The following is a 13,833-nucleotide window of genomic DNA, read 5'->3' as shown; positions in this document are numbered from 1 at the left end:
CACGCCTCGGACCCATGGTGATCGCACTGATGGCAGCGATGGTGTTCGTGACGTCGTGTGGGATCAACGCTGACAATCCGCCGACCATAGGAACCTCTGATGGCAACGGCTACGACATCCAGATGGAGTTCACCAGCGCACTCAATCTGCCGGCCCTCGCAAAAGTCCTCTCAGAGGGGCTCAGCGTCGGAACCGTCGAGAATGTCACGTACGAGAACGGGCATGCGGTCGTCAAAGCTCGCATCGATAACAAGACTCAGCTGCCGGCCGAATCGCGAGCCGAGCTGCGTCAGGACACTCTCCTTGGTGAGATCTACGTTTCCATCCTTCCCCCAGCCGAGCCGTCGACGGGTGCCTTGCTGCGGTCGGGTTCGGTGATCCCGCTGGCACGGACCGAGCCGGCAGCGAATGTCGAGGACGTCATGCGTGGGATGGCGAATGTTCTCGGCGGCGGTGAACTCGACAAGATCCACACCGCGATCTCGACATTGAACACCTCGTTCCCCAAGGATCCGCAGGAATTCGACGCCCTGTATCGGACAACGCTGGAGACCGTTTCGGAGGTCTCCTCGAACACTGACAAGCTCGACGTGGTGTTGAGGTCGGCTGATCGGACTCTGAAGGTGATTTTGGCTGATCCGTCGGGAATCGACCGGATGCTGGCTAAGGGCGGAACCAACTTCTATGGCCTCGGCTACTCCCTGATCGACGTCGCGTTACTCATCGCCAACTTGCGTACATTTGCTACGGCCGCGGGCAGGATCGTGGATCCGGAGTACTCACGCATCAAGGAGTCGGTGGCCGCGATCGCCCCGGTGATCGCGTCGATCGCCAACTCCGACATTTACTCGAAGTCCGTCACGGAGCAGGCAACGCGCGTCATCCGCGACAAACTCATTCCATTCGTGGGGTCGCCTGACATCAACCTCTCGGACATCTCCATCGATGGTCGGGACCTGGCGCGGCGTGACGCCGAATCGTTCATTACCGTGTTGAAATCGATCGGAATGATGCCGTGAACCGCAGCAGCAGCACGCTCATATCGATGGTGGCTTTGGCCGTCGTGTTCGTCGCAGGGCTCGGCTACCTCGTCGTCGGCGTGGCACGCGTCAACCCCACCCGCTCCGAGTACTCGTTAACCGCCTTCATCGACAGCTCAGGCGGTCTACTGGACACGTCGCCGGTGATGGTGCGGGGGATACCCGTCGGAAAGGTGGCCTCCATCAACGTCGTGGATTCGGCACTTAAGGTCGAGATGGCGATCGATTCCGATCACAAGATCCCCCAGGACAGCGTGATGTCGATCCTGAATCTGTCGATCGCGGGGGAACAGTACATCAACTTCGTGCCCGGGGGCACGGCCACCGGCGGGTACTTTGACAACGGAGACGTGGTGCCCGCTGAGGCGGTGCACGTGTCGCAATCGGTGCCCCAGGTGTTGCCGAAGATGGCTGCGGTGGCAGATGGGCTCGACCCGGCTTCGATCGAGTCCATCAACAAGACCGTCGCCGAGGCCGTCGCAGGACGGCAGGGAGACCTCGACATGATCGGCGACATGATGCACCGTCTAGTCGATTTCGTCGGCAAAGATGGGTCCGTCCGGGTGACCGCGGACAACGCCGAGTTCCTGCTCGGCCTCATGTCCAATGTCGGGGACGTCCTCAGTACGGCAGCTGTGCGTACCCCTGACGCCGTGAACGGATTGGCGCGAATTCAGCGGGCGTTCATCGAGTTCACAACCACCTCGTACGACAAGTGGCCTCCCGTGTTGAAGCTTGTGGACAAGCTCAGTGGCTATATCCAGATCCTGCAGCCTGATCTGGTGACGATCACCCGGGCGGTGAAACCGGCGACAGAGAAGGTCGCGGACACATACGTCGACTTCGGATCGATCGGCGACCTCCTCGCCCGAACCTTCCCGACGTCGCGACCAGGTCGCGCCGAGGTCCCCATCACCGTGTCGCAATCACCAAGATGACGGCTTGTCCGCAAGCGACTGTCACCAGCAAGTACACAGAAGGCCCCAGATGACAAATGACGAGCAGACCAGACCGCCTACTGAGGCCACTGAGGTCGAGGGCGGCGCGGCAGCAGCGACGACGGATGGCGATCTGCTGGTGGACGAGAACGCCAAAACCGCTTCCGTAGCCGCGACGGGGGTTGACGACAGCGACGTCGACTCCCCCTCGCCGAGTGGGCGTCGCTGGTCAGTATGGCCGCGATCACGTGCTGCCGTGGTCGTTTCGGCCGTGATCGTGGTGCTCGCTGTGCTCGTCGGCGTGTTCGCCTACCTCTACCTCGAGGCCGACGACGCGAAGTCGGTATTGGAAAACGACGCCGCGCAACGGGCTGCGGCGGCGGAGGCCGCCTCGGATTACACGACCAAGTCCCTGACCTACAGCTATCAGAACACCGACGCCTTTTTTGCGGCGGTCAAGGAGAACGCAGGTGAGGCGCTCGTCAAGCGTTACGACGAGGTTCGACCGACGCTGACGCAGATCATGCAGCAGGCCCAGGTGCAGGCGTCGGGACGCGTGCTGGCCACCAGCGTCACTGGTGAAACCGACGGCGAGTACACGGTGATGGTCTTCGCGAGCCAGAAGACGCAGAACGTGCAGAACCCGCAACCGAGTGAACTGCCGACGTTGTTGAAGGTGGTCGTGTCGAAAACGGCTGGGGGCTGGCAGATCCAGGACTATGGCCCAGCAGAATAAGGCGGCTGTGCCGCAGAAGGAGTATTCATGAAGAGCACGATGCAGGACGTACCTTTGACGGTGTCGTCGATCCTTCGCCACGTCGCGACGAATCACGCCGGAAGGCAGGTGATCACCTACGGCGGCGCCGAACCGGCTCGAACCACGACTTACGGGCCCCTTGAGGAACGCTGCGGTCAGCTGGCCAATGCTCTGCGTCGTGCCGGTGTGGGCGACGATGACCGTGTAGCTACTTTGCTGTGGAACAATCAGGAGCACCTAGAGGCGTACGCTGCGGTTCCCGCCATGGGTGCCGTCCTGCATACCCTGAATCTGCGGTTGTCTGCGTCCCAACTGTCGTTCATCGCGAATCACGCTGAGGACCGGGTCATCATTACGGATAGTTCGCTGGTGCCGTTGTTGGCACCGGTGCTGCCGGGCCTGTCGACCGTACGTGTCGTGTTCGTCGCCGGCGGTGGGGAGGTGTCGGCGCTGGAGGGCAACGGCGTCGAAATCATTCGTTATGAGGACGCGCTCGCTGCGGAGTCCCCGGCCTTTCCGTGGGCAGAACCCGATGAGAGATCGGCGGCGGCTATATGCTACACCAGCGGAACCACGGGAGACCCCAAGGGGGTTGTCTACAGCCACCGTTCGATGTTCCTTCACTCGATGGCAGCCTGTACCGGCAATGCGCTCGCCGTGGAGGAGGGTGACCGAGTCCTGCCGGTGGTGCCGATGTTCCACGCCAGTGCCTGGGGTCTTCCCTATGCGGCCCTTATGGCGGGTGCCGACTTGCTTCTGCCCGACCGATTCCTGCAGGCGGCGCCTCTGGCGGACATGATTCAGACACATCGGCCCACGAAAGCGGGTGCCGTTCCGACCATCTGGAACGATCTGTTGCAGTTTGGGTCATCGCATCCCGATGTGGATCTGTCGTCGATCAGTCTGGTCGCCTGCGGGGGTGCGGCGGTGCCGCAGTCGTTGATCGAGGGATTCGCGGACAGGTTCGGCGTCCCGATTATCCAAGCGTGGGGGATGACGGAAACCTCGCCACTCGCCGCGGTGAGTCGACCACCGGCCGGTGTCGCACCGGAATCCGATATGACGTATCGCAAGCGTCAGGGCCGTGCCATCTGTGGCGTCGAGATGCGTCTCACCGACGAGGCCGGTATGCCGGTTCCACGTGACGACAGGTCCGTGGGGGAACTGGAAGTGAGGGGGCCGTGGATCACCGGTGGCTATTATAATATGGACGAAGACAGCGACAAGTTCCGTGACGGCTGGCTGCGGACTGGCGATGTTGGCCACATCAGCCCGGACGGCTATCTGACGCTCACCGATCGAACGAAGGACGTCATCAAGTCCGGTGGCGAGTGGGTCTCATCGGTGGAGCTCGAGAACACCATAATGGGCCATCCTCAGGTGGCCGAGGCTGCCGTGATCGCTATCCCCCACGAGCGATGGCAGGAGACGGCCCTAGCCGTGGTCGTCCGGACGCACGGCAGCGACGTTACCGCCGATCAACTCGGCCAGTGGTTCCTCGAGAATTGCCCCGCCGAGATCCCTCGTTGGTGGATTCCCAAGAACTGGGCGTTCGTGGACCAGGTGCCACGCACCAGCGTGGGCAAGTTCGACAAAAGAGCTTTGCGTGCCCAACATGCCGACGGGGATCTCGTCGTCGTGCCGAACTGAACACATTCTCGCTGACGGCGGCGGTTCGCTGAACCGCCGCCGTCTGGTGTTCACCGCCTCGGCTGATGCTCTCAGAAGTGCTCAGGCCAGGCAGTCCGCAGCGATGACTCACACTGCGACCGAGCATTACAGCACGGGGTGTAGCGAAAGCGTTAGCGCGAATGGGCAATTGATCGTGGGGCCGTTTCACAGCAGGAACCGAGAGTTCCTGTCAACCCTCGCGCGCCTGATGTAGATTCACCCCGCCATCAGCGATTAGACGTCGTCAAAGGTCCTCTGGCATAGGGTCCTACCTCGGTGGAATCCCGGCTCACGGCCGCGCGGTGCAGCCGCCCTGGCCACCAGCTCGCCTCACCGAGCAATGCTGCCAGCGCAGGGACGACAATCGTGCGGACGAGAAAGGTGTCCAGGAGTAACCCGATACCGATGATGAAGCCGATCTGCACCATCACGTCGATCGATCCCAGCATGAGTCCGAACATGCTCGCCGCGAAGATCAAACCGGCCGAGGTGATGACCGAGCCGGTGTATGCGACGGTGCGTAGAACTCCGAGCCGGATATTGGCCACCGATTCCTCTCTGAGCCGGGAAACCAACAGCATGTTGTAGTCGGCCCCCACTGCCACTAGAACGATGAAAGACACCAGCGGGACCGGCCAGGCAATTTCATTGCCGAAAATGTGTTGCAGAACTAGGACACCGATGCCCAGAGCGGCTGCGTAGTTGAGAACGACAGTGGCCAGTAGATAGATCGGTGCGACGATCGCCCTGAGTAAGAGCATTAGGATCAGGCCGACTATCAGGATCGTTCCGAATCCGAGTAACTTGAAATCGTACGCCAGAAGTCGTTGGATGTCGGCGTTGATCGCCGGGAACCCGGCGACAGATGCGCGCGCACCCTGCAGCGTGGTGTTCGGCATGGCGTCCTCGGCCACCTTCGACAGACTGTTCGCCAACGTCATGGCATCCGCGGTATACGGATCGTAGGCGGTCTGCACTACAAAGCGAGCAGTCTTGCCATCCGGCGAGATGAACTGGCGCGCCACTTGGCTGAACTGTTGATCCTTGAACGCGTCGGCGGGTAGGTAGAACCCCGTTGCCGAGTCAGTGTTGCCGATGTCCCGGGCGGGCGCGCGTAGCTGGGCGGCCACTTGAGACAGGCCCGCCAGCAGCTGTACGTTGCTGTCCACCAATGCGCTCACACCGCCGGACAGCTGTCGGGCCCCGTCGGCGAGCGCTCGGACGCCCGTCTGGAGCTGTGACAACCGACTGCCGAGGTCCTGGCCGTTGATCGTCTGCAGAGCGGAGTCGAGGACGTTCAATGAGCTCTGCAACTGCGCGAGGTCCGCCGTTCCCGGGCCCTCGACTCCACCGAGCTGGGTAGCGAAGTCCGCGATACGACCGAGGGACTGGTTGTCGGCCAATGCGCGGATGTCCGAGGTCTGTGTCTGCAAGGCCGAACACTGCGGGATCTGGACGCACCAGGGAGCATCGAGTGCACTCAACGCCGGTGCGACGGCGTCGGCAGCCGACTGTGCTTGTCGTGCCACTCGAGACAGCTCGGGAGCTTGTTGGGAGAATTCATCAAGTGCGGGCGCCGCAGCAGCCAGCTGATCGACGAGCGGACGATACTGGCTGAGCTGCTCGCCGGCCGACGAGGCCTGCTCGAGCAACCCCGACAGCGGCGCGAGGTTGGTGGTGACCTGCTCGTTCAGCAGAGCAAGACCGTCGGCGAGTTGTGATGACCCGGTCTTTAGTAGGTCCAGGTCGCCCTTCCGTGACTGTGCGTCATCGGTCTGTTCGGTGATACCACTACCGATCTGGTCGTTCTGCCATGACAACTCAGCCTGCTCGAGCTTCTCGCCCGTCGGGCGGGTCACCCCGATGACGCGGGTGACGCCGGGCGTCTGCGCGACGCGCGACGCCATCTGTTCAAGATCGGCCAGTCCCTGGCCGGTGCGCATGTCTTCGTTCGACTCCACCAGAAGGAATTCGGAGATGATGGTGTCTTTGGGAAAGTGCCGGTTCAGCAGCGCGTATCCCTCGTTGCTTCCGGTGTCCGGCGGCTGACCTTCCCGATCGTCATAGGTGATTGTCATGGTGGTCGCGATGAGGCCGAGAGCGATCAGTGCCACCAGGCTCACCGCGAGCAGCGGGACCGGCCGCCGGATCACCCCCGTTCCCACCCGATGCCAGTACCGTCTGGTGAGGTCACGACGAGGTAGACCCGCGCCACGCTTTGCCGCGAACGACAGCACGGGGGGCAGCAAAGTGACGGTTGCCAGGAAGCCGAAGGCGATAGAGATCGCGCACGCCGGGCCGAGCGTGTTGAACACGCTGAGTTTGGCGAACGCCATCGCTAAGAAAGCAAAGGCAACTGTCGCTGCGGACGCGAGCACCACGCGACCGATCGTTGCGGTGGCGTTCGCAATGGCCACGTCAGGGGTATCGCCCGCCCGGATGCCCTCGTGATACCGGCTTATGAGGAATACGGAGTAGTCGACTCCGGCGCCGAAGATGATTACCGTCATGAACATCGAGGTGAATTGAGACACGGGCATGCCCAATTCGCCCAGACCCGAGAGCACCCCGCGGCCCACTGCCAGGCTCATGCCGACCACCAGCAGCGGCATGAGAGCGGTGAAGATCGATCGGTAGACGATCAGCAGGATCCCGGCGATCAACAGCACCGTGGCGAGCGTGATCACGACCAGATCGGTCTCACCCACCGCGAGCTGGTCGGTGAACGTGGCAGGTGGACCGGTCACCCGAACAATTGTGTCGGTACCACTGAAGATTTCGTTCGCGGTGTCACGGACCGCTTCCACGGCGTTGGCAGCGTCCGGTCCGCCCAACGTCCCGGTGACACCGATAGGCAGATACCACGCCTTCTTGTCTTTGCTCAGCGCCTGACTCTCCGTGAGCGGGTCGCCGAGCAGGTCGCGGACTGCGATGACGTGTTCCGTGTCCGCACGCAGTGCGGTCACCAATTCGTCATACCTGGCGCGGGTGGTGTCCGAGAAACCCCTGTCGTTCTCCATGGCGACGAAGACGGTGGTCTTGGCCCCCTTCTCATTGAACGCCTCACCCATCCGGTCGAGCGTCTGAAATGACGGTACGCCCGCGGGTATCGGGTCCACCGACTGCTGTCGGATCACGGACTCCAGCTGCGGGAATAGCACCGCTAAGCCGACCGCAACCACGACCCAGACCGACGCCACGAATCCCTTGCGCCGCAGCGTGAACCAGGCGACCTTTTCCAGTTGAGCGCTGTATTCACCGGTGCCGGCAGAACGCCTTGATGGACGGTTGTGAACGATCGACGACCTGGCCACGTACGAATTTCCTCTCGGACTCATTGGATTGGGGGAACGCCCCACAGGCGGCTCCGTGCGGGTCGGTCAGCTGTGATGTTCACTCTCTGCTATCGACTCCACGTCTTCGAGCGTGGTGGGGATGTGGTACGGCGGCCTGCTCGTGCCCGTAATGCGATAGCGGTCCCAGAAATCAGGATCGCCCACGACGCACTCGGCGCGGCCCTCTGGTGTCACGAAGACAGCAACCGTGCGCCTGCCCGCGAGGAGGGCGTCGAGCGCATCATTTTTGTCGATCCTGCCGTACCAGGTGTACAAGCCGTTGAGGGGCTGGAAATAGCCTTTGATTTTCACCCGGACAGCAATCTCCTTGCCGCGGCACACCAAGGTGCCCTCGCCGGAGTAGTCGAGATCGTGGTCGTCAGACACGTAAAGCTCACTTTCTTCACATCAAGCGTTGACAAAAGAACACACTGGCAGTGACACTAGCAGTATCGGGTACCCAGAGTATCGGGTATAGAGACGAGACTCAGCTCGGCCCGGAACACAACGGAGGTGTCACATGACCGTTCAGAATGTTGAGATCAAGCCCGACGTTTCGACGGAAGGGGTGTCGCGCGTCAGTGCCCGCAAGCCCGTCGACATGCAAAGGTCTGCCGGCCGACTCCTGCGGGCGGCGGCCGAAAAGTTCTACGACGCGGAGATCGACATCGATTGGGACTCGCCCTGGGAGGAGGGAAAGTACTTCCTGCCCGAGCATCGTGTCTCGCTCTACGGCACCAAGCTGTGGGAGAAAATGAGCGATGAGCAGAAGGTGGAACTCGGGCGCCATGAAATTGTCAGCATTCTCAGCTTCGGTATCTACGCAGAGAATCTGCTCAGCTCAGCGCTGCTCCGAATGTCTGCCAAAGGTGCCCTGACAGATCAAAGGGCCCTCTACGCCCTTAACGAGATCGGCGACGAGGCACGTCACTCGACGATGTTTGCCCGGTTGATCAACAAGACGGGACTGGCGCCGTACAAGTTGCCGAAGGGATTCTTGGGCTTCGCGAAGATTCTGCATTTTGTGCCTCTCGGCCCGTCTGTATCCGGCGCGACATTGCTCATCGAAGAGATACTCGACCGCGCTCAGCGTGAGGCGATGAATGACCCGAAAATGCAGCCGCAGCTGCGCCAGCTCATGAAGATCCACGTTCTCGAAGAGGCCCGCCACATCACCTTCGCGCGGCTGGAAATGGTGGAGGGGATGCAGCGTCGCGGACGCATCTCGCGCGCTTGGCATCGAGGCACGCTGGCGGTCATTGCGAACTTTGCGTACCCGTTGCTCATCAATCCGAAGGTGTACCCCGCTGTCGGAATCAACCGTCTGCGCGGGCTGTGGGCGCAGCAGACGAGCCCGAACTATCGCGTCAATTTGCAGTTCATGTCCGAGCCTATGATCCGGTTCTTCCACGAGGCCGGGATGATGGAGGGGAAATTCACGATGGCGATGTGGCGCGCAACGCGCAGCCTGCCCGACGATCTGCGCTAACACCCTCAGCCTGGCCCCCTCGGCCACTCGCCAACCCTCGACCCCACGTTCGGATGTCTCCGTTCGCGGGCTCGGGTGGATGACATTCTCACACCTGCGACGCGTTCCCGCGCCGTGCAGGTCCGTCTGCTGTATTTGATCAGGGAGCTTTTCACTCAATGCCGTCCTCCAACACCAAGCGCGCGGCGCGCGCCGCCACGGCGACAGACCCGGGAATAGCCGAGCCTATAATCACCAAGGTACTCATCATCGGCAGCGGATTTTCTGGGCTCGGTATGGCCGTGCAGCTCCGCCGGCGCGGGTATAGCGATTTCATCGTGCTGGAAAAGGCCGACTCTGTCGGTGGAACCTGGCGCGACAACACCTATCCAGGATGCGCATGCGACGTGCCGTCACTGATGTACTCCTACTCGTTCGAGAGCCGCGGTAGTTGGTCGAAGGTGTGGTCTTCGCAGCCCGAAATCGAGCAGTACCTGAAAGAGATCTCCGACAAGCGTGGTGTCACTCAGAAGATCCATTTTGGGCAGAAGTTGGTCTCCGGATACTGGAGCGAGTCCGAATCTCGGTGGCACCTGCGTACCGAGTCGGGCCGGGAGTACATCGCGCAGTACGTCGTGTCCGGTGTCGGCGCTCTGCACATCCCGAACTATCCGAACATCCCCGGAATCGATGAGTTCGCCGGCCAGGCATTCCATTCGGCAAAGTGGGACCACACGGTGGATCTCCAGGGCAAGCGGGTGGCCGTCATTGGCACCGGTGCCAGCGCGATTCAGTTCGTGCCATTCGTGCAGAAGGAGGCCGGCACACTCACGGTCTTCCAGCGAACCCCGGCTTGGGTACTTCCACGCAAGAACTTCGCGGTGCCGACGGCACTTCGGACCGTGCTCAGCAAGATCCCTATCACACGCCGCCTCGCTCGGTGGTCGGTCTACTGGGGCGCAGAGAGCCTGGCCTTCGGGCTCAACGGCCACTCCAACCTTATGCGACCAATCGAAAAAGTGGCGAAATGGAACATCGAGCGTTCTATCGCCGACCCTGAGCTACGCAGAAAGCTGATGCCGTCCTACCGCATCGGATGCAAACGCATCCTGGGATCGAACGACTACTACCCTGCACTCGCCGCGCCCAACACGACAGTGATCAGTGATCGGATTGAAAAGGTCACCGCGGATTCTATCGTCACCGCTGACGGCGTGTCACATCCTGTAGATGTGATCATTTACGCCACAGGGTTCCATGTCACAGACGGATTCGATCAACTCGCGCTCAAGGGCGCCCGGGGCGAAGACTTGCCGTCGCACTGGCACCGGACGGGCATCAACACCCACCTCGGCATCACCACCGAGGGCTTCCCGAACCTGTTCTTCCTGCTCGGGCCCAACACAGGTCTTGGACACAACTCTGTCGTATTCATGATCGAGCAGCAGATCAAGTACATCATGAAGGCCATCGACGCCGTCGACAGTCGCGGAGCGCAGCGTGTAGATGTGCGGCCCGAGGTTCAAGAACACTTCAACAAGAACATTCAGCACAAGCTCGCCAAGGGGGTATGGACCAACGGCGGGTGTACGAGCTGGTATCTGGACTCGCAGGGTGTCAACCGTACGGTGTGGCCCGGGTTCACCTGGCAGTACTGGCGAGCGACGAAGGACTTCAAGCCCGCCGAGTACGAGATCGCCTGACAACCCAGCCGTAGGTCATCGAGAAGTGAGTATTCAACAGTGAGTAGTTCGACAACAGATAACTATGCGAACCAGGTCGCAGTCGTCACGGGAGCCGCCTCAGGGATCGGCCGGTCCCTTGCGCTTCAACTTGCCGCACGCGGGGCCAGCCTTTCCTTGTCCGACGTCGACGAGGTGCATCTCGCGGAGACGGCGGCTATGTGCCGTACCGCGCATCGGGCGAAAGTCGAGACCGCCGTGTTGGACGTGGCAGATCGTGCTGCCTTCCAGGATTACGCCGAAAGCGTCCAGTCATCTTTCGGGTGCGTGAACATGGTGTTCAACAACGCCGGCGTCGCCCTCGGCGCCGACGTTGTTGACATGTCTTGGGAGGACTTTGACTGGCTGATGGGTATCAATTTCGGCGGTGTCGTCAATGGGACGAAGGCCTTCCTGCCTTATCTGATCGCCTCCGGTGATGGTCATCTGGTGAATACCTCCAGCGTCTTCGGTCTGGTCGGTATTCCCAGTCAAAGTGCTTACAACGCCGCCAAGTTCGGTGTGCGTGGCTTCACCGAAGCGCTTCGCCAAGAGATGAAGATCAGTCGGCATCCGGTCACAGTGACATGCGTTCACCCCGGCGGCGTCAAGACAAATATCGTCAATAACGCTCGGGGTGTATCCGATATGGGGGCAGATACCGCCACCATTGCCACAATGTTCAACAGCATCGCCAGGACCACTCCGGAGAAAGCGGCGTCCACCATCCTCAAGGGAATGGACAAGAAGAAGCCCCGAGTGCTGATCGGCGCAGACGCACGGGGCTTCGACTTTGTCGCACGCGTTGTGGGTCCGCGCTACCAGGACATCTCTGCGCCTATCACCCGCGCGGGCTACGCCTTCGCTCGCAAGCGGGGAATCATCAAATGACCGTCGAGCAGGAGAATCGGCCGGGCACCACCGCGCGATCGCGGACGCTGACCGTGTCGGAGGTCGTGCAAGAGACCAAGGACTCGGTGAGCATCGCCTTCGAAGTGCCTGACGAGATCGTCGACGATTTCAAGCATCTACCCGGGCAGTTCATTACGCTGAAGATCCCGTCCGACCAGACGGGCCACGTCGCACGATGCTATTCGCTGAGCAGTTCACCTCATGTCGATGACTTCCGCCTCGAGATCGGGGTGAAGCGCACCGCTGGGGGATACGCGTCAAACTGGTTGTGCGACAACGTCTCCGTCGGCATGGAAATGACCGTACTGACGCCGTCGGGAAAGTTTACCGCTAAGAGCCTCGACGTCGACATGCTTTTCTTCGCCGGCGGAAGCGGCATCACGCCGATCCTGTCGCTGGTGAAGTCGGCACTGGTGTCGGGCAGTGGGGAAGTCGTCCTGTTCTACGCGAACCTTGACGCCGATTCGATCATGTACGAGCGCCAGCTTCAGCAGATCAGATCCGAATTCCCCGAGCGGTTCACTTTGGTCGACTGGCTTGAGTCGGAGAACGGGATCCCCACATCCGAGGCTGTCGAGAAGATTATTCGTGATCACAAGGGATCGGTGATCTTCACCTGCGGCCCTTCCCCCTTCATGGATCTGGTGGAAAGGTCTGCCACCGCGTGTGGAGTGGACCATTCGGATGTACATCGGGAGGTGTTCCAGTCGCTGGCGGGTGACCCGTTCGACACCGCCACACTGCGTCGACTCAGTGACGATGAGGGTGTAGCTACCGCCACGGTTTACCTCAACGGAGAGTGCATCACCACGGAGTGGCCACGTAACACGCCGCTGCTCGATGTGCTGCTCTCACGAGGGCACAACGCCCCGTACTCGTGTCGAGAGGGCGCGTGCAGCGCGTGTGTGTGCAAGCTCATCGAGGGTGATGTCGACATGGTGCAGAACAACATCCTCGTCGACGATGACATTGAGGACGGTGAGCGACTCGCGTGCCAGGCACTTCCGCTCACCGACGCTGTGACGGTGAGCTTCGATGACCTCTGACTCGATGACCTCTGACTCTTCGGGAGCTGGCCTGTTGTCGCCGCGGTCGCGGGAGGTTCTCTCTAGTGACGGCACAAGGCTGTTCGTTGAGGAGTACGGGCTGGGTGATGATGCGCCGCTGTTGGTGTTCAGCCACGGGTGGGCTTGCCAGGGTCGGTTCTGGAGACCTCAGATCGAACACTTCGCCAACACACACCGTGTGGTGGTATATGACCAACGAGGACATGGCTGGAGTGACCGGGGTCGCGCCCCCTTCTCTTCGTCGTTGCTCGGCGACGATCTCGAGGCGGTCTTGCGCGCGGTCGTCACGTCGAGTCGTAAGGCCTTGGTGTCCGGTCACAGTATGGGCGGGATGTCCATCATGGGTTGGGCTGCCGAGCACCCGGAGTCGGTGCCCCTCCTAGCCCGTGGTGCCGTCTTGGCGAGCACTGGACCCTCCCAGTTGGTTAGCCGATCGACGTTAATAAGGTCGCCACGTCGATTCCGCGCCACACTGGAGCGAGCCTTCGCGGCTGGGCTCGCCATCGCGGGACCGGAGATGCTTGACACTCGTTTCAACCGACGGTTGGTAAAATACGGGACGATGGGTCCGCACGCGTCGGCCGACGTTATAGCGGAGTGTTCCGACATAGTGCTGCGTTGCCCCCCTGCGGTGCGGGGAATGTGGGGCAAGGTCCTGGCCTCCATCGACGTCAGCAAAGGAGTCGACTCACTTGCGGTGCCGACGACGGTGATCGTGGGTTCTGCCGACAAGTTGACACCTGAGGTTCATTCCACTGATCTCGCCGAACGGCTGCAGCAGCGCGGTCGGTTGCACGATTTCGTGGTGTTGCCGCAGATCGGTCACATGATCAACATGGAGGCACCGAAAGATTTCAACGAAGCGGCGGCGCGATTGGACGCAGCGACCGTAGAACGTTGACAGCGAAGTATCGATGCCTACGG

11 protein-coding genes are annotated in these 13,833 nt (G+C 61.3%); 9 read left to right on the top strand and 2 right to left on the bottom strand.

Going from position 1 to position 13,833, the window contains the following annotated elements; translation table 11 throughout:
* The first annotated feature begins 14 nt into the window (after nucleotides 1–14).
* Genes GKZ92_RS00260 through GKZ92_RS00245 form a run of 4 tightly spaced genes read left to right on the top strand, consistent with a single transcriptional unit; the run spans nucleotide 15 to nucleotide 4,385 of the window.
* Nucleotides 15–1,019, top strand: a complete 1,005-nt coding sequence (locus GKZ92_RS00260; protein WP_230461845.1) for an MlaD family protein — start codon at nucleotides 15–17, stop codon at nucleotides 1,017–1,019.
* A gap of 26 nt (nucleotides 1,020–1,045) precedes the next feature.
* The gene (locus GKZ92_RS00255; RefSeq protein WP_075863799.1) at nucleotides 1,046–1,978 is read left to right on the top strand and encodes an MlaD family protein; all 933 of its coding nucleotides are present in this window, start codon (nucleotides 1,046–1,048) and stop codon (nucleotides 1,976–1,978) included.
* A gap of 49 nt (nucleotides 1,979–2,027) precedes the next feature.
* Complete coding sequence (locus tag GKZ92_RS00250; protein ID WP_230461844.1) at nucleotides 2,028–2,714, top strand: hypothetical protein; 687 nt, start codon at nucleotides 2,028–2,030, stop codon at nucleotides 2,712–2,714.
* 27 nt (nucleotides 2,715–2,741) lie between these two features.
* On the top strand, nucleotides 2,742–4,385 hold the full coding sequence (locus GKZ92_RS00245; protein ID WP_006357955.1) for a fatty acid--CoA ligase: 1,644 nt from the start codon (nucleotides 2,742–2,744) through the stop codon (nucleotides 4,383–4,385).
* Nucleotides 4,386–4,633: 248 nt separating this feature from the next.
* Here GKZ92_RS00245 and GKZ92_RS00240 read toward each other — a convergent pair whose 3' ends face one another.
* Nucleotides 4,634–7,744, bottom strand: a complete 3,111-nt coding sequence (locus GKZ92_RS00240) for an MMPL/RND family transporter (protein WP_419773333.1) — start codon at nucleotides 7,742–7,744, stop codon at nucleotides 4,634–4,636.
* A gap of 42 nt (nucleotides 7,745–7,786) precedes the next feature.
* Nucleotides 7,787–8,128 carry a DUF4873 domain-containing protein gene (locus GKZ92_RS00235; RefSeq protein WP_006361213.1) on the bottom strand — a complete coding sequence of 114 codons (342 nt, stop codon included), beginning with the start codon at nucleotides 8,126–8,128 and terminating at the stop codon, nucleotides 7,787–7,789.
* 133 nt (nucleotides 8,129–8,261) lie between these two features.
* Here GKZ92_RS00235 and GKZ92_RS00230 point away from each other — a divergent pair, with 133 nt between their 5' ends.
* The 5 genes from GKZ92_RS00230 to GKZ92_RS00210 all read left to right on the top strand — a co-directional run bounded on the left by GKZ92_RS00230 (nucleotide 8,262) and on the right by GKZ92_RS00210 (nucleotide 13,810).
* On the top strand, nucleotides 8,262–9,230 hold the full coding sequence (locus tag GKZ92_RS00230; RefSeq protein WP_006361212.1) for an AurF N-oxygenase family protein: 969 nt from the start codon (nucleotides 8,262–8,264) through the stop codon (nucleotides 9,228–9,230).
* Nucleotides 9,231–9,388: 158 nt separating this feature from the next.
* The gene (locus tag GKZ92_RS00225; RefSeq protein WP_006361211.1) at nucleotides 9,389–10,912 is read left to right on the top strand and encodes a flavin-containing monooxygenase; all 1,524 of its coding nucleotides are present in this window, start codon (nucleotides 9,389–9,391) and stop codon (nucleotides 10,910–10,912) included.
* A gap of 39 nt (nucleotides 10,913–10,951) precedes the next feature.
* Nucleotides 10,952–11,821: an SDR family NAD(P)-dependent oxidoreductase gene (locus tag GKZ92_RS00220; protein WP_006361210.1), complete on the top strand. Its 870-nt coding sequence runs from the start codon at nucleotides 10,952–10,954 to the stop codon at nucleotides 11,819–11,821.
* On the top strand, nucleotides 11,818–12,888 hold the full coding sequence (locus GKZ92_RS00215) for a ferredoxin--NADP reductase (protein WP_035756060.1): 1,071 nt from the start codon (nucleotides 11,818–11,820) through the stop codon (nucleotides 12,886–12,888). Before GKZ92_RS00220 ends, GKZ92_RS00215 begins: the two co-directional genes overlap by 4 nt.
* 4 nt (nucleotides 12,889–12,892) lie before the next feature.
* Nucleotides 12,893–13,810, top strand: coding sequence for an alpha/beta fold hydrolase (locus GKZ92_RS00210; protein ID WP_155225667.1), 918 nt, complete (start codon nucleotides 12,893–12,895; stop codon nucleotides 13,808–13,810).
* The last annotated feature ends 23 nt before the right edge of the window (nucleotides 13,811–13,833 follow it).

The organism is Gordonia sp. 135, assembly GCF_009720185.1.
Classification (GTDB): Bacteria; Actinomycetota; Actinomycetes; order Mycobacteriales; family Mycobacteriaceae; genus Gordonia; species Gordonia alkanivorans.
The sequence above is the reverse complement of the archived record's forward strand: the minus strand, read 5'-3'. Positions and strand labels throughout refer to the sequence as shown.

What these genes read in the sequence shown, in the direction of transcription:
- GKZ92_RS00260 (WP_230461845.1), top strand. Translation starts at nt 15, where the DNA reads ATGGTGATCGCACTGATGGCAGCGATGGTGTTCGTGACGTCGTGTGGG.
- GKZ92_RS00215 (WP_035756060.1), top strand. Translation starts at nt 11,818, where the DNA reads ATGACCGTCGAGCAGGAGAATCGGCCGGGCACCACCGCGCGATCGCGG.
- GKZ92_RS00250 (WP_230461844.1), top strand. Translation starts at nt 2,028, where the DNA reads ATGACAAATGACGAGCAGACCAGACCGCCTACTGAGGCCACTGAGGTC.
- GKZ92_RS00255 (WP_075863799.1), top strand. Translation starts at nt 1,046, where the DNA reads ATGGTGGCTTTGGCCGTCGTGTTCGTCGCAGGGCTCGGCTACCTCGTC.
- GKZ92_RS00240 (WP_419773333.1), bottom strand. Translation starts at nt 7,744, where the DNA reads ATGAGTCCGAGAGGAAATTCGTACGTGGCCAGGTCGTCGATCGTTCAC.
- GKZ92_RS00230 (WP_006361212.1), top strand. Translation starts at nt 8,262, where the DNA reads ATGACCGTTCAGAATGTTGAGATCAAGCCCGACGTTTCGACGGAAGGG.
- GKZ92_RS00210 (WP_155225667.1), top strand. Translation starts at nt 12,893, where the DNA reads ATGACCTCTGACTCTTCGGGAGCTGGCCTGTTGTCGCCGCGGTCGCGG.
- GKZ92_RS00245 (WP_006357955.1), top strand. Translation starts at nt 2,742, where the DNA reads ATGAAGAGCACGATGCAGGACGTACCTTTGACGGTGTCGTCGATCCTT.
- GKZ92_RS00225 (WP_006361211.1), top strand. Translation starts at nt 9,389, where the DNA reads ATGCCGTCCTCCAACACCAAGCGCGCGGCGCGCGCCGCCACGGCGACA.